This window comes from Novibacillus thermophilus, from assembly GCF_002005165.1.
GTDB classification, from domain to species: domain Bacteria; phylum Bacillota; class Bacilli; order Thermoactinomycetales; family Novibacillaceae; genus Novibacillus; species Novibacillus thermophilus.
Genome location: NZ_CP019699.1, coordinates 577,836 through 595,249, shown reverse-complemented (window position 1 = coordinate 595,249; position 17,414 = coordinate 577,836). Strand labels below are relative to the sequence as shown.

General features: G+C 52.6%; 17 protein-coding genes and 1 pseudogene. 4 read left to right on the top strand and 14 right to left on the bottom strand.

All coding sequences use genetic code 11. From position 1 onward, the window contains the following. Position 1: 1 nt before the first annotated feature. Entirely contained in the window at positions 2-124 is a 123-nt protein-coding gene (locus tag B0W44_RS18860) for a hypothetical protein (protein WP_257788059.1), read from the top strand. A 52-nt stretch (positions 125-176) separates the two neighbouring features. Here B0W44_RS18860 and B0W44_RS03000 read toward each other — a convergent pair whose 3' ends face one another. The 5 genes from B0W44_RS03000 to nrdR form a co-directional block, all read right to left on the bottom strand. Continuing rightward, positions 177-641 (bottom strand): histidine utilization transcription antiterminator HutP, encoded by a 465-nt coding sequence (locus B0W44_RS03000; protein ID WP_228441446.1) that lies wholly within the window; start codon positions 639-641, stop codon positions 177-179. A gap of 18 nt (positions 642-659) precedes the next feature. Then, complete coding sequence (locus tag B0W44_RS02995; protein WP_077718710.1) at positions 660-941, bottom strand: YciI family protein; 282 nt, start codon at positions 939-941, stop codon at positions 660-662. Between the two features lie 93 nt (positions 942-1,034). Then, positions 1,035-1,976 (bottom strand): primosomal protein DnaI, encoded by a 942-nt coding sequence (gene dnaI / locus B0W44_RS02990; protein WP_077718709.1) that lies wholly within the window; start codon positions 1,974-1,976, stop codon positions 1,035-1,037. Between the two features lie 4 nt (positions 1,977-1,980). Beyond that, a complete protein-coding gene (locus B0W44_RS02985; RefSeq protein WP_077718708.1) occupies positions 1,981-3,387 on the bottom strand; it encodes a replication initiation and membrane attachment family protein in 1,407 nt (468 codons plus the stop codon). A gap of 75 nt (positions 3,388-3,462) precedes the next feature. Beyond that, positions 3,463-3,936 (bottom strand): transcriptional regulator NrdR, encoded by a 474-nt coding sequence (gene nrdR / locus B0W44_RS02980; protein ID WP_077718707.1) that lies wholly within the window; start codon positions 3,934-3,936, stop codon positions 3,463-3,465. Positions 3,937-4,137: 201 nt separating this feature from the next. On the opposite strand from nrdR, the gene B0W44_RS02975 reads away from it, so the two are divergent. Continuing rightward, positions 4,138-5,766: a Na/Pi cotransporter family protein gene (locus B0W44_RS02975; protein ID WP_077718706.1), complete on the top strand. Its 1,629-nt coding sequence runs from the start codon at positions 4,138-4,140 to the stop codon at positions 5,764-5,766. An 87-nt stretch (positions 5,767-5,853) separates the two neighbouring features. On the opposite strand, the gene gap is transcribed toward B0W44_RS02975, so the two are convergent. The 5 genes and pseudogenes from gap to polA all read right to left on the bottom strand — a co-directional run bounded on the left by gap (position 5,854) and on the right by polA (position 11,911). Then, positions 5,854-6,909 (bottom strand): type I glyceraldehyde-3-phosphate dehydrogenase, encoded by a 1,056-nt coding sequence (gene gap, locus B0W44_RS02970; RefSeq protein ID WP_077718705.1) that lies wholly within the window; start codon positions 6,907-6,909, stop codon positions 5,854-5,856. Positions 6,910-6,993: 84 nt separating this feature from the next. Continuing rightward, the gene (locus tag B0W44_RS02965) at positions 6,994-7,452 is read right to left on the bottom strand and encodes a lytic transglycosylase domain-containing protein (RefSeq protein WP_335582645.1); all 459 of its coding nucleotides are present in this window, start codon (positions 7,450-7,452) and stop codon (positions 6,994-6,996) included. Between the two features lie 139 nt (positions 7,453-7,591). Further along, positions 7,592-8,179, bottom strand: a complete 588-nt coding sequence (gene coaE / locus B0W44_RS02960; protein ID WP_335582664.1) for a dephospho-CoA kinase — start codon at positions 8,177-8,179, stop codon at positions 7,592-7,594. A gap of 224 nt (positions 8,180-8,403) precedes the next feature. Beyond that, positions 8,404-9,230: pseudogene (gene mutM, locus B0W44_RS02955) on the bottom strand (DNA-formamidopyrimidine glycosylase). Positions 9,231-9,268: 38 nt separating this feature from the next. Continuing rightward, positions 9,269-11,911, bottom strand: a complete 2,643-nt coding sequence (polA, locus tag B0W44_RS02950) for a DNA polymerase I (protein ID WP_077718703.1) — start codon at positions 11,909-11,911, stop codon at positions 9,269-9,271. Between the two features lie 171 nt (positions 11,912-12,082). Between polA and B0W44_RS02945 the strand changes: the two genes are divergently transcribed. Continuing rightward, positions 12,083-13,102: a DMT family transporter gene (locus B0W44_RS02945; protein WP_228441443.1), complete on the top strand. Its 1,020-nt coding sequence runs from the start codon at positions 12,083-12,085 to the stop codon at positions 13,100-13,102. 107 nt (positions 13,103-13,209) lie between these two features. Here the strand turns inward: B0W44_RS02945 and cimA are convergent, their stop codons facing one another. Next, positions 13,210-14,835, bottom strand: coding sequence for a citramalate synthase (cimA, locus tag B0W44_RS02940; protein WP_077718702.1), 1,626 nt, complete (start codon positions 14,833-14,835; stop codon positions 13,210-13,212). A 255-nt stretch (positions 14,836-15,090) separates the two neighbouring features. Between cimA and B0W44_RS02935 the strand changes: the two genes are divergently transcribed. Then, positions 15,091-15,708, top strand: coding sequence for a LysE/ArgO family amino acid transporter (locus tag B0W44_RS02935; protein WP_077718701.1), 618 nt, complete (start codon positions 15,091-15,093; stop codon positions 15,706-15,708). 91 nt (positions 15,709-15,799) lie between these two features. Here the strand turns inward: B0W44_RS02935 and B0W44_RS02930 are convergent, their stop codons facing one another. From B0W44_RS02930 to B0W44_RS17985, 3 genes are read right to left on the bottom strand one after another with little or no spacing between them, the layout of a single operon-like run. Next, entirely contained in the window at positions 15,800-16,558 is a 759-nt protein-coding gene (locus B0W44_RS02930; protein ID WP_077718700.1) for an ABC transporter permease, read from the bottom strand. Further along, positions 16,559-17,152, bottom strand: coding sequence for an ABC transporter ATP-binding protein (locus B0W44_RS02925; protein ID WP_237087445.1), 594 nt, complete (start codon positions 17,150-17,152; stop codon positions 16,559-16,561). It abuts the gene before it with no gap. Next, complete coding sequence (locus tag B0W44_RS17985) at positions 17,146-17,298, bottom strand: hypothetical protein (RefSeq protein WP_169835393.1); 153 nt, start codon at positions 17,296-17,298, stop codon at positions 17,146-17,148. Before B0W44_RS17985 ends, B0W44_RS02925 begins: the two co-directional genes overlap by 7 nt. Positions 17,299-17,414: the final 116 nt, after the last annotated feature.

Sequence of the window (17,414 nt, the reverse complement as noted above, 5' to 3'; positions counted from 1 at the left end):
GATGTTGAAAAAAACGTTGCTCGGATTTGTCGTTTTGGCACTGTTATCGCTTCCTGCCGTAGCGTTTGCTGGTGAGAGCTATCCGATCGGTTCGCACCAACCGACCGTGCAGAGCGATAACTGATAGCTCGATCTGGACGAAGCCCGCTGCCTCGACGATGGCAGCGGGCTGTCGTTTAAATGTGATTAATCCCAAGGCCCATGACCTCGTGTTCCGCCCCTTTAGCCGGAGCCCCGATGGTTCCGTACATCGCGACGGCAATCCAATCCTTTTCTTCCTTGGCATTGGGAGACTTCAGCCCTCTTAACACCGTGTAACGCAACCCTACGGTGCGCAATACGCTGCCGAACGAAATCTGCCCCCGGCTGATTCCGAGGAGCGCCTCCATCATGGCGTGGTACAACGCGTGCTCTTCGCGGTACAGATCGGAGTCAATAAGGGCTTGACGTTTTACTGACGATTCAATAGAGCCAACGACTTTCTGCGGGTCCATGGACCCGACCTTGCCAGTGACAATTAAATACCCGCGCCTCCTGACGGCCTGCACCAGTTCTTTTTCCTCGCGACCGTCCGAGAGCAGCGTCACCATCATTGCCATTTTGCCGATGTCACCTCGTAACAACGGCTCCCACCGGTCCATCGAACTCCTCCCCGCGAGCTAGTTTTGCAACGGACCCCGGCCTGTCACCATTTCCCATTCGTGAATGTGATACGTCCGCGCCCCGTGAACGACGTACGGATCGTTCTCGACGTATGCTTTGACCGTGTCATACGAGTCGGCCCGGTAAATGACGAGTCCCCCTGCGCCGTCGGTGAAACGTCCGTTCGCCAAAATTTTGCCCTCCTCTCGCAATTTAGCGAGGTAATCGAGGTGTTGCGGACGATACACGTTACTTTTTTCTTCATCACGCATCGGCAACAACACGGCAAAAATTTTCATATCACTTCTCCTCTCTCGAATTCATATAAAATAAAAACTTCCCCAACCAGAGAAAACGTGCCATACGTAAATGAAAATGTCAAAGATGTGAGACTAGCGTTCAGCCGTACGGCGGTTTGGCCCGCCAACGTGATAGGCCTCAGTCTCGTGTCTGATTCGCTCCATGATGCGCCCTGCCTTGACAGCTTCAAAACCGTTTTTTTGCGAATAGGCGAGATGTTCTTCCAGTTCGTCATACGTGAAGTTGGAAGTGTAAACAGTCGGGAGATTGTGGGACACACGGTACTGTAAAATACTTCCCAACACTTCATCTCGCAACCAAGGAGACACCCCTTCGGCTCCGATGTCGTCCAAGATGAGGACGGATACTCGTTTCAACTCTTCTACTTTTTGGTGTGAAGAACCTTCCTGAATGGATTCTTTCAACTCCCGGAAAAACTCGGGGACGTACACCATGTAAACGGAAATGTCGCGCATTGCCAACTCCTGCGCCATGGCCCCGGCGATACAGCTTTTGCCGACGCCAAAATCGCCGTAGAGGTACAGCCCTTTTCGCTTCTCTCCCGGGCGGTATTCGGCAGCGAACGCCATGGCAGCAAATATCGCCTCTTCTCTCGTGGCGTCGAGCTCCAGTTTTTCAAAGGTGACGTTCAACACGTCGTTCGGTATGTAGTGGCTGCGAATTTTGTTTGTGCGGCGCTTCTTCTCCTCCATCTGGCGCTGTAACGGGCACGGACTGAGACGGAGGTCGATGTAGCCGGCGTAAGGAACGAGGAACGGGCGGTGGCCCCGGACGAGGTTGGGGCAGTTTTCAAGCCCGGGACAACGGTCGCAGTGATCCCACTCGCGAATATACTGGTCCAACCGGTTTAACGACCGAAGGTACGCGCCTTTCTCCAGCTCGGGATGTTCCCGCTGAAAACGGCGCATTCTCGGTTTTGCCAACAGTTGTTCAACCCTCTTTTCCGGATCGACAACCGCTTGTTTGGACACTTCTTGTAACACGGATTTGATCGTTTGCCGAAAGGCATCCATCGCCCTACTCTCCTCTCGATCGCGCCTGCTGCAACTTTCCAAGGAGTTGCTCGAATCTCACTTGCCGTTTTCGCCGGCTTTCCTCTGATTCCACTGGCGGTTTCTTCGCACCGTCTGACTTTGCGCGATTTTGTCTTTGAGCAGTCCTCCGTTTTTGATTCTTTATTTCGGTCGACTTCGGGCGTTCACGCCGGTACAGCTGTTTCAACGCGAGTTCTTGCGCTTCCTCGACGGTTTGAACGTTGGCACGCTTCCAGTGCCCAGCCATCTTCTCCACGAGCGACCGCGGCAACTTGTAATCGTTCGTCAACAGGACGTATTCAATGAGCACGTTGACGACGGCGAAGGGAAGGCCGTACGTTTCGACGAGTTCTTCCACCAACTGGACGTCCGCCTCCGGCACTTTTCCGCCGCGCTGGTACCGTTCCAACAGTTCCAGCGGCGACAGCTTGGCCAGCCAGCGGCGGTGCTTTTCTTCCACGCTTTCGGAAGGATCGCCCTCCGTCTCACGCCCACTTGGGGTGCGCCGCTGTGCGTTCACTTGGCGAATGTCCGGGGGGTGTCCGTGACGGTAGCGGTATTCCTGTTTGATGTACGAATGCAATTCCTCCAATTGGAGTTCGTTTCGCTCGTCGTACAATACGGGGTTTTGCAGAGCCTTGCCCAGTGCGACGACGTCTAACTGGTAAAAAAACGCCCACTGACGAATCTGATCCCGGTCCTCTTCCGTCAAGTGGTCGATAGAGCCGACGGGAGACGCCTGTGCTTTCAGAAAATCCCAATCCAGCTCATCACCGTCAAACGAAGGGCCTCGCTCCGCTTCACTGGCAGAAGCTGTCTCAAGTTCAGCTAAAAGCGGCTGATACTCGCTTTCATCTCGCACCGTCAACTCAGACGCCGTGATACTCGTAAACACGTCGTTAAACTTTTTTGTTACATTCTCGAAACCGTCCCTCTCCCTGATCCTTTCGGGGCAGAACCGTTCCCGCACCTGGCGGAAACGCTCTTTTCCCAAACGGTTCATCAACGTGATGCTCAACACATCCGTCTGAAAAAACGCGCGCGGTTCCAACGGCGGAATGACTTCATACTGAAAAGACCGACCCAGTTCTTCTCGGCGCTCGTACGTCTTTAACAGCCCGACGCCTTCCAGACGGCGCCTCGCTTCCAGCACTTGATCCAGCGGGAGGGACAACAAGTTCATCAGAAAACGGTGCGTACAAGGCGGAGACTGGCTCCCCGCATAAGCTCCGCCTTGCACGCACAACGTCATGTACAAGCTGACGGAATCTGTACCGATAATCGGCTGGTACAAATGGACGAGCACACCGACTGCAGCTGTCTCAAGGGGCCGTTCCGTTACGACGGACCAACTGTCGTTCGGGCTCAGTTCTCGCCATGTCTGGTTCATCCGTGCAAACCTCCGGTCAAACCAAGTGACTTGTTGAAGTGTCCTACCATTATAGCACGGCGCCAGAAGTGGATATTACTTTTTTTGAAATGGAGTCGGCTTCTTGAGCAGCTCTTCCAATTCTTTAACGAACACGTTGATGTCTTTGAACTGACGGTACACGGAAGCAAAGCGAACGTACGCCACTTCGTCCAGGTGGTACAGCCCTTCCATGGCCATCTCCCCGATGTCGCGGCTGGAGACTTCCTGTTCCGTCGTTCCCTGCAGGTCCCGCTCAATGCGGGACACGAGGTTCTCCAATTCTTCATAGGGGACAGGGCGCTTCTCGCAGGCCCGCACCAGTCCTCTCAGCAACTTGTCCCGGTTAAACTCTTCCCGTGATCCGTCTTTTTTAATGACGATGAGCGGCTTTTCTTCTACCGTTTCAAATGTCGTAAATCGCCGGCTGCACGCTTCACACTCCCGCCGGCGGCGAATAGACTTCCCTTCATGAGCGGGACGGGAGTCCAAAACGCGCGTACCGGTGTGATCACAATACGGACATCGCACTCCATCACACATCCATTTTCACCAATTTGTCTTACTTTTTATTGTACAGCAAACGCAGCCATTCCTCTACAGTTTGTCCATAACCGGATAACTCAAAGAATACGCCCGAACTCCAAACAAGAGACAGTTTCATCCTTGTCCCACTTGCTGTATAATGGTCTTCGGTTTCATAAAACGGACGAGACAACAGGAGGACATGCGATGGAGGGCATATCCGTTCAAGAAACGCTCTTCCTCTTTTTGGGCGGGTTAGGCATTTTTCTGTTTGGGATCAAGTACATGGGAGACGGACTGGAAAAGGCGGCAGGAGATCGTCTGCGCCTCATTCTCGACCGGTTGACGACAAATCCCGTGATGGGCGTGATCGCCGGTATTTTGACGACCGTCCTCATTCAATCCAGCTCCGGTACAACGGTGTTGGTGGTCGGGTTTGTGAACGCCGGTTTGATGACTCTGCGTCAGGCCATCGGCGTCATCATGGGAGCGAACATCGGGACGACGGTGACCGCGTTCATCATTGGACTGAAAATTGAGGATTACGCGTTGCCGATTATTGCCCTAGGGGCGGTACTCCTCTTCTTTTTCAAATACGAACACATACGCAATATCGGACAAATCATTTTCGGCTTCGGCATGCTGTTTTACGGACTGCAAACGATGGGGACTGGCTTAAAGCCGCTAAAAGATTTGTCTCTTTTTCAAGATCTGATGGTGGAATTGGGACAAAACCCCATACTCGGCGTTCTGGTGGGAACCGTCTTTACAGTCATCGTCCAGAGCAGCAGCGCCACCATCGGCGTGTTGCAGCAGTTGGCCGACGACGGTGGCGTGGCGTTGCGCACGGCGCTTCCCATTTTGTTCGGGGACAACATCGGAACGACGATTACCGCGGTACTCGCCTCCCTCGGCGCCTCTCTCGCCGCTAGGCGCGCTGCCCTTTCCCACGTCTTATTTAACGTCATCGGTACGATCATCTTTATATTGGCTCTACCGTTGTTCTATCCCCTCGTCACCTGGTTGGGAGAGATGACCGGAGCGGACATCCGGATGCAAATCGCGTACGCCCACGGTATCTTCAACTTCACGAACACATTGATCCAGCTTCCGTTTATCGGTGTTCTCGCCTACATCGTCACGAAAGTCATTCGCGGAGAAGAAGAAATCATCGAATACGGTGCCAAAAACTTGGACACCCGTCTTTTAAACAACCCTTCTGTCGCCTTGGGACAAGCGGCGAAAGAGCTGGACCGCATGGCACACCTCTCCTTCAAAGCGTTGAATAACGCCGCCGACTACTTCTTCCACGGCAAGTCGAGAGACTCGGAATTGGTGATGCAGCGGGAAGAAGTCATTAACGACTTGGAAAAGAAAATTTCGGACTATTTGACGCAAATATCGTCTAGCACTTTTTCCGCTGCTGAATCGAACCGGCATACGCTGTTAATGCAGACGATTAACGACATTGAACGCGTCGGAGATCACGCGACGAACGTTGTCGAATTAGGAAACTATAAGAAACGGCACAAGATCGTCTTTTCAGATGAAGCCTTTGCTGAGTTGCAGGAAATGTACGCTTTAACGCTGGACACGTTCGGTATGGCCATCGAGGCACTGAAACAGAATGACACAGAGTTAGCCCAAAAAGTTATTCAGAACGAGGAAAAAATTGACAAGATGGAACGAAAGTTCCGGAAGTCCCATATCGCTCGCTTAAACAACGGGCATTGCACGGGGAATGCGGGGGTTGCGTTCTTAGATTTTATCAGCAATTTGGAACGGATCGGCGACCACTCGATGAACATTGCCCAGTCGGTGTTGGGAGAGTATTGAGACAGACGCCCACTACCGGCGGCACCTCCGACCAAAAAACCGGGGCAGCTTCCAACCGCCCCGGTTAATTCATGATAATGCCGCTGTTTATGAGGAATACACCATTTGACGTTCAGGTTCAGAAACGCGGTGCTCCATTTGATCGGCCATGTAGTGGACGAGATCGACGATACGGCAGGAATACCCCCATTCATTGTCGTACCAGGCCAACAGCTTGACTTTTCGGTTACCCAACATGGAACACGCCCCTGTATCCACGATGGCGGAATGGGGGTTCCCGACAAAGTCGACTGAAACGAGGGGGACGTCACACACATCGACAATGCCGCGCATGTGGGTCGTTCCCGCCTCTTTGTAAGCCTCGATGATGCCCTCAAGCTCCGCGTCACGGGACAGGTCGACGACCGCATCGACGATGGACACGTTTGGTGTCGGTACTCTTAACGCCAACCCCGTCAGACGCCCTTCTAACTCAGGTATGACCTTTGCCACTGCCTCCGCTGCGCCCGTCGTCGTGGGGACAATCGCTTGGGAAGCAGCGCGGGCCCGGCGCAAATCTTTATGCGGATTGTCCAAGCTTTTTTGGTCACTCGTAAACGAGTGAACCGTCGTCATCATCACGTGTTCAACCCCAAACGAATCGTGAAGCACCTTCATGAGTGGGGCGAGACAGTTCGTCGTACAAGACGCGTTCGACACGACGTGGTGTTTTTCACCGTCGTACCAGTGTTCGTTCACTCCCATGACGACTGTGAGGTCCTCCGCCTTCCCCGGAGCCGTTATGATCACTTTTTTTGCACCCGCCACAAGGTGCCGCTCCGCTTCCTCCCGGTGACGAAATTTCCCTGTCGCCTCAATGACGATGTCGACCCCGAAACGTTTCCAAGGCAAGCGTTCCGGTTCTCGTTCGTTGACAACCAAAACCCGTTGCCCGTTGACGGACAACGCGTTATCTTCAGCCGCTACACTGTAACGAAACGTTCCGTGGACAGTGTCGTACTTAACTAAGTGCGCCAGTGTCTCCGGCGGATACGCAGCATTAACCCCTACAAGTTGTACGTTTTCCTCTCCCTGTTCGACTAACCGACGAAAAACCGCCCTTCCAATCCGGCCAAACCCGTTAATGGCCACGCGAACTGTCATGCAGGTCACCTTCCTGTATGTTGCACTCTGTTAGCGTTCTTTATCTGCAATTAGTATATCACATTTAGCCATTAACGTGTAACATTATCCGCTGAAATTCGTAAATGCTTCTCCCGTGAGGGCAACAGATGAGGACGTGTTGCTCTGAATTTCGGGGTGTACTTCTTTATATTTCCTGTAGTAATACAACACGCGCTGAACGTAGTGCCGCGTTTCCCCGTACGGGATATCCTCAAGATTCCGCACGTCCCCGTCCCATTCATTTTCCTCTATCCACTCTGCCACTCGCCCTGGGCCAGCGTTGTAGGCAGCGATGGCCGCAACCGGATTGTCGTCGAACTGGCGCAGCAACTGGCCGATGTACCAGCTACCCATATGAATGTTGACCGCCGGTTCTTCCAACCGATCTAAAAAGTGTGAATCGAAGTGCCCGTCGTCCACCATCCACCGGGCGGTGTCAGGCATGAGCTGCATCAGGCCGAAAGCTCCTTTGTGTGAGCTCACCTCTGGGTTAAAATTACTTTCCACTCGAATAATCGCCATGATGAGATAGGATCTACGCCAAACGCCTCAGAACTAATGCGGACTTCATCTTCGTACTTCACCGGGTACATCAACTTTTTGACCAACACCGACTGCATGAACAGGAAAATGAGAAACAGACACACTCCACAGAGGACGACTAATGTCCAAGATCGTTTGAAGATGGTTCGTCTTGTCCCATTTCTCGGCGTAAAGCTCCCCATATGCGATCCACCTGTCGTCTCGTATTCTCCACGTCCCCGGAGTTGTCCACAATGAAATCGGCATACTGCCTCTTTTCTTCTATAGGGATCTGGGCCTTCAATCGCTCCTTGGCTTCCCTTTCCTTCAGCCCGTTTCGTTTCATTAAACGCTCCACTTGTACTTGTTCCGGTACGTACACGACGATGATCCGGTCGAACATGCGTGTGAGGTTATTTTCGATTAAGAGTGGGATCTCTGCGATAACGGGTGTGTCCGGTTTTTCCTTTTCAAAGTGCGCCATCTGTTGCCGCATGCGCCCGTTGATGATCGGATGCAGTATGTTGTTCAGCTTTGTTCTTTCTTTCTCGTCTCGGAAAATGAGCTGACCCAATTTTGCACGGTCGAGGGTGCCGTCGGGCTGCACAAAATCCCGACCGAAGTGCGCGATGATCTGTCTTAAGCCTTCAGTGCCCGGCTCCACCACTTCCCGGGCCACGACGTCGGCGTCGACGACGGAAGCCCCGAGCTCTTGAAACCTGTCCAAGACCGTGCTCTTCCCAGAGGCGATCCCCCCAGTCAAGCCAACACGCATATACATCACTACTCCTCGCTCGAGAACGGCTACCTACAGTACCGTTTACCCCGACACTTGGGCAAACGGACTGCCGCGTAAAGAGTCCCATGCCGCGTTGCGGCATCCACAGTGGAAATGCCACCTGCTGTGATGACGCGCAAGCATGGTAGCCTATCGTTTCAAGATGGACGGCGTTATGTCCTTTGGCAATGGCCGCAGATGTGGGTGCCGCGTCCGGCAACGACGATGCGTTGAATCGAGTTGCCGCAAACGGGACACGGTTCGCCCTGTCGGCCGTAAACGCTAATTTGCAACTGGAACATGCCCATTTCTCCCGCCCCGTTGACGTACGAGCGCACCGAAGCACCACCGGCCTCAATCGCCTTCCGGATCGTTTTTGAATGGCAGCGTGTAACCGGCGAATTTCCCCACGACTCAAGCTGGACGCGGAGCGCTCCGGATGTAACCGAGCTTGAAACAGAGCTTCGTCCACATAAATATTCCCCAATCCCGCAATAAATGACTGGTCCAACAGCAACGGCTTTAACCGGGCCCGCCGCCGCGTAAGCTGGTCTTGAAGCCACAAAACAGTGAATTCTTGTGAAAGCGGTTCTGGCCCGAGTTTCCCCACCGTCGTCTTTACCGGCACGTCTTTCGGACGGACAAGCTGCATCGTACCAAATTGGCGCACATCTCGATAACGCAAGTCGCTGCCGTCCGTGAAGTGAAACACGACATGTGTATGCTTTTCCGCGGGAACGCTTTGCGGCAAGACGCTGTAACGTCCTTCCATGCGGAGGTGGGACACCATGACCCAGTGGTCGAAGTGAAACAGTAAGTACTTTCCCCGGCGCCCGATCTTCCGTATCGTTTCATCTTGGAGCACCGCAGCAAATGCTTCAACGTCCACCGGCTCGCGAATGATGCGCGGCAGATGGACGCTCACGCGTTCAACGGTCTTGCCGACAACGAGCTGTTCCAACGTCCGGCGGACGGTCTCAACTTCTGGGAGTTCTGGCACTCAACCATCCCCTCTCTCCACGTTGAGATACACGATTGTTACTTCGCGTCGTACCACGTGTCCCCAGTACTGACGTCAACTTTGAGGGGGACAGACAGTTCCACCGCGTTTTCCATGACGTCGGTTACGACCGCTTTTAACGCTTCCACCTCGTTGGGCGGTACTTCGAAAATGAGTTCGTCGTGCACTTGCAACAGCATGCGGGTCTTAAAGCCTTCTCGGGACAGGCGTTCGGCTAGTTTTACCATGGCCAGTTTGATAATGTCGGCTGCTGTCCCTTGAATTGGGGTGTTCATAGCCGTCCGCTCGGCAAAACTGCGGCGATTGAAGTTTTTGCTGTTGATGTCCGGCAAATAGCGGCGCCTGTGCAACAGCGTCGTCACGTAGCCGTGCTCCCGCGCCTGTTTGACAATGTCGTCCATGTACCGTTTGACGCCCGGGAAACTTCGGAAGTACCGCTCAATAAAGGTAGCCGCCTCTTTGCGTGAGATATTCAGATTTTGCGATAGGCCGTAGTCGCTGATTCCGTACACGATGCCGAAATTGACCGCCTTTGCCTGACGCCGCATCAGCGGCGTTACACGGTCCTTGTCCACACCGAACACGTCCATCGCTGTACGGGTGTGGATGTCCATGTTTTCGCGGAACGCCTCCAGCAACGTTTCGTCCTGGGCAAAGTGCGCCAATACCCTCAGTTCAATTTGCGAATAGTCAGCGGCCAATATTTTCCAACCGCTTTCCGACGGCACGAACACCTCCCGGATGCGCCGCCCTTCCTCCAACCGGATCGGGATGTTTTGCAGATTCGGGTCCGTGCTGCTGAGCCGCCCTGTTGCGGCAACGGTCTGTTGAAAGATGGTGTGAATTTTGCCTGTCTCTTGCTGTATCATTTTTAACAGGCCTTCCACGTAGGTGGACTGCAGCTTGCCGATTTGGCGGAAGAGTAAAATTTTGCCCACGATCTCGTGTTGCGGTTCCAATTTCTCCAGTACGTCCGCGCTCGTGGAATACCCCGTCTTCGTTTTTTTCATGACCGGGAGATTGAGTTTGTCAAATAAGATGTGACCAAGCTGTTTCGGAGAATTGATGTTGAACTCGGTGCCGGCCAGTGAGTATATCTCTTCTGTCAACTTCTGAAGCCTTTCCTCAAATTCTTTTCCCAAAGCCTGTAACCGGCCTCGATCCACTTTGACGCCGTCCGCTTCCATCCCGGCCAAAATTTTCGCTAACGGTAGCTCTAAACGGTAGTACAAGTCTTTCATTCCGTACGTTTCCAGCTGTTCGTCGAGTCGCTGGTGCAATAGGCGCATCGCTTCGGTTTTGCGGGCGAGGTGCTCAGCCAGCTCCTGTCCTTCCAGCTGTTTGCGTTTCGCCCCTTTCCCGTACACTTCATCGTCGTGGGGTAAAGGGTATTGCAACTGCTGTTTGGCGATTTCACTTAAGGCGTGATCCGACTCGGTCGGATTTAGCAAGTAAGAGGCGAGCATCACGTCAAACACGAACCCGTTGACTTGGATACCGTATTTTTTCAGTGCGACCATCGCTTTTTTGATATCGTAGCCCACTTTTGCCCTCGCGTCGTCCTGCAACCAGCTTTGAAAGGTGCGGCTCTCTTTCACAGTTTTAAACGGGACATACGCGTGACGGGTTCCATCGGAAAGGCCAAACCCGATGACATCGGCGTTCACGTACGGTCCCGGCTCCATTTCCACGTAGAGGGCCACGGGAGCGGAAGCCGAATCGATCCATTCATTGAGCACACTGGCATGCGCGATCGTGTCCACGAGAATGTCCTTCGCCTTTGTCCTTTCTGTCACATCATCGCCCATAATGCGCTCTTGCAACGTCTTGAACTCCCACTTTTTGAAAAACTTCGCCAGCCTTTCCCGATCATAGCCGTCGTACTTTAAGTCAGCGAGCGCAATGTCTATAGACATGTCCCGGAAAATGGTGGCCAGCTTTTTACTCAACCGGGCCTGGTCGGCGTGATCCCTCACTCTTTCCTGCAGTTTTTTCCCGGAGATGGAATCCGCATTGTCGAGAACATTTTCAACGGAGCCGAATTGCTGAAGCAACTTCAGCGCTGTCTTCTCCCCGACACCGGGTATGCCGGGAATGTTGTCCGAGCTGTCGCCCATCAACCCTTTTAGGTCGACAATCTGTTCAGGCTTCAGACCGTACTTGTCACGGATGGCGTCCACAGTGTACACGTCCATTTCTGTAATCCCTTTTCGCGTCAACAAGGCTTCCACCCGTTCCGACACGAGCTGCAGCAGGTCCTTGTCCCCGGTGACGATGCGCGTTTTGAGAGATGCTTCTTCCGCTTTGCGCGAAAGCGTCCCGATAATGTCATCTGCTTCGTAATTTTCCACTTCGTAGTAAGGAATGGAAAAAGCATCCAACAAATCTTTGATAATCGGAAATTGCCCTGACAGTTCGTCTGGAGTTTTCATGCGCGTGCTTTTGTATTCCTCGTAATCGGCGTGGCGAAACGTCTTTGCACTGGCATCAAAAGCGACGAGCAAGTGGGTTGGCTTTTCTTCTTCGAGCAATTTGAGTAACATTAAGGAAAAACCGTATACGGCGTTAATCGGTGTTCCACTCGAATGGGTCAAAAGTGGGAGGGCGTAAAACGCACGATACGCAATACTGCTCCCGTCAATTAAATATAACTTGTCCATAAGGCGCCTCCAACTGTTACAATTGTGTTTATTGTAACATGTGCCAAAGGCGTCTTCCAGACTGGTCAATCTTTTATAACTTCCAAGCCGCGTTGCAGCCAAAACAGGCTTTCGTACTGCTTGCAAATACTAAACCGCGTCGTGGAGTTGCTTGAGGAGTGCCACTCCAGGATGGAGGCCTTCGGCCGCTCACGCATCTTCCCGCTTGTCATGAACGCAGGCAACCGGGTGGAAGGAGATGGCCCGATTCACGGCACAACGTCTTGTATTTTCAAAACAGAAAGGAACTGGACATTGCACACCTCTGTAGAATCAACGGCTTCAACTCGATCCACGTTAAAACCTTACGCCGCATTGCTGCTCGGTGTTCTCTCCATCTCAACCTCTGCAGTATTTGTCAAGCTCTCGGACGCGCCGGAAGCGATCGTCGCTTTGTACCGCTTGCTTTTTACTGTCGTGCTCATGACGCCTTGGGTCTTCGTGCACGGCCGAACAGAGCTGAAGTCGTTGAAGCGAAAAGACTGGTTGCTCGCACTTGTCTCAGGAGTTTTTTTAGCCTTCCACTTTCTGTTTTGGTTTACATCGCTCGCTTACACGTCCGTCGCCAGTTCCGTCGTACTGGTGGCCATGCAACCGCTTTTTGCCTTTATCGGCACCTACGTTTTCTTCAAAGAGCGTACGACCTTACAGGCCTTACTCGGGGCCGGCGTCGCCATGACCGGGAGCGTCATCATCGGCTGGGGCGACTTCCGCATCGGCGGCATGGCGCTGTTCGGCGATTTGCTCGCCCTTCTCGGCGCCGCGATGGTTACAGGTTACTGGCTGATCGGACAGCACGTGCGCAAAAACGTGTCCCTCATGGTGTACACGTACGTCGTGTACGGAGCGAGCAGCGTGACACTATTCGTTTACAACGCCTTCAACGGCGCTTCCTTCACGAACTACGCCGCGAAAGACTGGTGGATTTTCCTCGCCTTGGCTGTCTTTCCGACGTTACTCGGCCACACCGTTTTGAACTGGTCTCTTAAATGGGTCGGGGCCTCTGTCGTGTCCGTCAGCATTCTCGGCGAACCAATCGGCGCGTCCGTTCTCGCGTACGCTGTTTTCGGTGAAACGCTGTCTGTCAGTCAATGGATCGGCGGGGGACTGATTTTGTTCGGTGTGTACGCGTTCGTCCGGACGAAAAAGTAAACAACGCGCGACACTCCTCGATGAGCGTCGCGCGTTTGGCTTTCCCTCTGCCGTGAAAGTGTCATCACGTCCGCCTTTTGCACGAGAGGCGATGTGTCCTTTCCGCGCTAGTGGTTGACGACGCCGACGCGCTGTTCGGGTTTACTGCTCTGGACGATTTCGATTTCTTCCTCGTGTTTCATCAAGTAGTAGCGCACACTGTCAATCAGCGCATACCAACTGGCCTCAATGATGTTGGCAGATACGCCGATGGTGCTCCACTTTTCTTTCCCGTCGGACGATTCGATCAGCACTCTGACAGTGGACGCTGTCGCGTCGGTTTCATCCAGTACACGCACTTTGTAGTCAGAAAGGTACATCTTTTTGATTAAAGGGAAGTACTGCTCCAGCGCTTTTCTCAGGGCGTTGTCCAAGGCGTTTACCGGGCCGTTTCCTTCAGACACAGTGTGCACGACTTCTCCGTTCACCCGCAGTTTGACGACGGCTTCCGTACGCAACACGTCCGCTTCATCGCGTTCGATAAAAATCTTAAAGTGGTCAAACTGGAAGAACTCTTTTAATTCGCCGAGCCCTTCCCTCACCATTAACTCAAACGAAGCTTCAGCTGCTTCGTACTGGTAACCCTTGTGCTCTTGCTCTTTAATTTTGTCTAAAATTTTGCGGGACTGCGGGTCGTGCTTATCCAGTTTCACATTCCACTCTTTCGCCTTAAACAGCACATTGCTCTGCCCCGACAGCTCCGACACGAGAACCCTGCGCTTGTTGCCGATGGATTCCGGCGGGATGTGTTCGTACGTTTCCGGGTGCTTCAAAATGGCACTGACGTGCATGCCGCCTTTGTGCGCGAACGCACTTCTGCCCACGAACGGTTGGTTGTTCGGCGGTACTTGGTTGGCGATTTCGTGGACATATTTAGACACTGTAATGAGATTTTTCAATTGCGATTCATCGACGCAGCTGTAGTTCAGTTTCATCTGCAAGTTGGGGATAACCGAGATCAAGTTGGCGTTGCCACATCTTTCACCGTACCCGTTGATCGTCCCTTGGACGTGCCTCGCCCCTGCCCGGACAGCCGCCAGCGAATTGGCGACTCCTAACTCACAGTCGTTGTGACAATGGATGCCGACCATAACCGATAGCTTCGATACGACGTGCGAGACGATGTCGTAAATTTCATGGGGCATGGAACCGCCGTTCGTGTCACAGAGAACGATACAATCGGCACCTGCTTCTTGCGCCTTTTGGACTGCTTCCAAGGCGTATTCCGGATTGTGCTTGTAGCCGTCAAAGAAGTGTTCCGCATCAAAAATGACTTCTAAACCGGCTCGTTTCAAGTACTGGATCGACTCAAAAATCATGTTTAAGTTCTCTTCCAGTGTCGTCTTTAGTGCTTTAAGTACGTGGAAATCCCACGTTTTTCCAAATATCGCGACCGCTTTCACACCGCTGTCCAAGATTTTCTGCAAGTTGTCGTCCTCTTCAACGTCAATGCCGGCGCGCCGAGTGCTACCGAAGGCGGTGATGGTCGCGTGCTCTAAATGCAATTCTCGCGCCTTTAGGAAAAATTCCATATCTTTCGGATTACTGCCCGGCCACCCGCCTTCGATGTAGTGGATGCCGAGGCCATCCAATTTTCTGGCGATTTTTAGTTTGTCATCTACGGAAAGGCTGATGCCCTCCCCCTGTGTGCCATCCCTCAGTGTCGTGTCGTACAGTAAAACTTGAGGTTTCACCCTACAAAACCCCCTACGTGATGCGTTCCGTCAGATTTCCAGATAATTATCGCTAGTATAACACAGGTTGGTCCTTTATTTCACGCAAATTTTTCGGCGCGTCACCCCTTCGCAAGTCTTTCGTCACGCGAATGCTTTACTTAACGGTCTCATGTCTTTAAGATGTACGTGTGCATAAATCTAGACAGTCACGATTTTCCGAAGTTTCGACCGACACTGTTTCACTATCACATTCTAAACAGCAGGAGGACTTTCATGATCGCCGCCTTTCTACACGGTATTGTATTAGCCTTTGGATTAATCCTTCCCCTCGGTACACAAAATGTGTTTGTATTTAATCAAGGAGCTTCCCAGCCAAAATTCAGAGGGGCCGTTCCCGTTATCCTTACAGCTTCGCTTTGCGATACTCTGCTCATTCTGTTAGCAGTCGTAGGCGTCTCTGTCGTTGTGTTAACAGTCCCGGCATTGCAAACTGCAATCTTTTCTATTGGCATTTTATTTTTACTCTATATGGGATGGTCCATTTGGAAAAGCGACCCCGCAAATTTAAGCGAACCGGAAGCCGCCATGCCAACCAACAAACAAATCGTGTTCGCTATGTCAGTCTCCCTGCTCAATCCCCATGCCATTCTCGATACGATTGGCGTGATTGGAACGAGTTCACTCAGCTATACGGGTTCTGAAAAAGTGGCATTTACTACCGCCTGTATCACGGTTTCCTGGCTCTGGTTTTTCGGTCTCGCTTTACTTGGAAAAGCGATCGGGCAATTTGATTCCGAAGGTAGATTGTTGAAGATCATCAATAGGGTGTCAGCTGTTATCATTTGGGGGGTCGCCGTACACCTGGCGATTCAGGTGATTAAAAGGCTTTGACGGACAGAAGAGCATTTGATCTTTTTCAGATTGACTGCCGGCACCCGTACACGGCGAAATGATCGAGCCGTGTCGCGTTTCTTTTACAGCGTTACTTCAGCAGGATGTCCTTGACTTGTAAATCGCGGGTCAACCACATGCCGTAAGTCAACATCCCCAGCAAAATGCTCGTCAACGCCGCTGATCCGGTAATGGCAAACATGATCAGAATCTGATATTTGACAGCTTCAATCGGGCTTGTTCCGGCTATAATCATCCCCGTCATCATGCCCGGCAACTGCACGAGCCCTACCGTCTTCATGGAGTCGATCGTCGGGATCATGCTCGACTTGACGGCGCGTTTCAGTACGCGGTGCATCGACTGCTTTTGAGAAGCTCCCAAAGCGAGCAGCACCTCGATCTCCGGGACAGAATCTCTCACGCTCTCCTTCAACTGGTTAATCAGCAGACTAGCGACCACCATCGCATTTCCCACGATCATGCCGCTGATCGGGACAACCGTTTCGGGGCGGGGTTCGATAATCCCCACGACCACCATGATCCCCATCGTGACAGCCTCAGTCGTGGCAATGACGAACCACACACGCCACACGAGGCCTTTCAAATCCTTTCCACGAGAAGCGGCATTGTATGCGGCAACCGTGACCATGATAGCGATAACACCAATGACAAAACCTGCATTTTTCTGCTCAAAGACAAATTCCAGGACGAATCCGATGAACGTCAACTGGACGGCGGTGCGAATCGTGGCGATTACAATGTCTTTTTCGAGACGCAACTTTTGCCACATGGACAGAAACAGCGTGATGAAAATAAAGATAAGCGTCATCGACAGTGCAAACGTCGACACTTACCTCCGCCCCCCTGCGTTTGTCTGATAGCGTAGAAAGGCTTGAACTTCTCGAGTTTTATCGTCGTGAAACAGGGCTTCCTGCGTGTCGTACTGCAACAGTCGCTTCCTCGAGACAAACCAAACCCTTTCTGCCAAGCGCCTCATCTGCTCCATATCGTGTGTGACCCACAGCACGGCCAGCCCGTCATCCCTGTTCCGCTTCTTGACGCACGCTTCTACCACCCTTTTGTGGTGGTCGTCTAACGCCGCCGTCACCTCGTCCAACAGTAACAGTTTCGGTTTAAGGGCAAGGGCCCGAATAAGAGATACGCGCTGCTGTTCGCCGCCCGACAGCGTTTTGGCGTCTTTGTGTAACAGTTCTTCGGACAAGCCGACTTCGTGCATTAATTGGAGACACTCTTCCTCTTTAAACGGGCGATGGTGCAGCCTCGGTCCTGCCGACACGTTGTCTAGGACGGTCCCCTCCAACATGACCGGTTTTTGAAACACGAGTCCGATGAGTGCTCGCCATTGCTGTACAGAGTAGTCTCGATCCCTTTTGCCGAACAGCGACATGGAACCGGCGTCGATCGGCTCTAACTTGTTCACCACGCGCAACAACGTACTCTTCCCCGCCCCGAAGGACCGATCACACACGTAAACTGGCCTGCGTCCAATCCGGCGGTCAAATCTTGAAAAATGGTGACTGTTTTGCTTCCGTCCCGATAACGCTTGACAATGTTGTTTAGTCGTAACATCTGGGTTCTCCTTACCTTTTCGCGGTACGTACACGACACCCTCCATTATAGTGGACAGGTCCCTTTTCCTGCAATTTCCTTCCGGTTTTCCGTATAATAGAGTTTAATCACGTTGA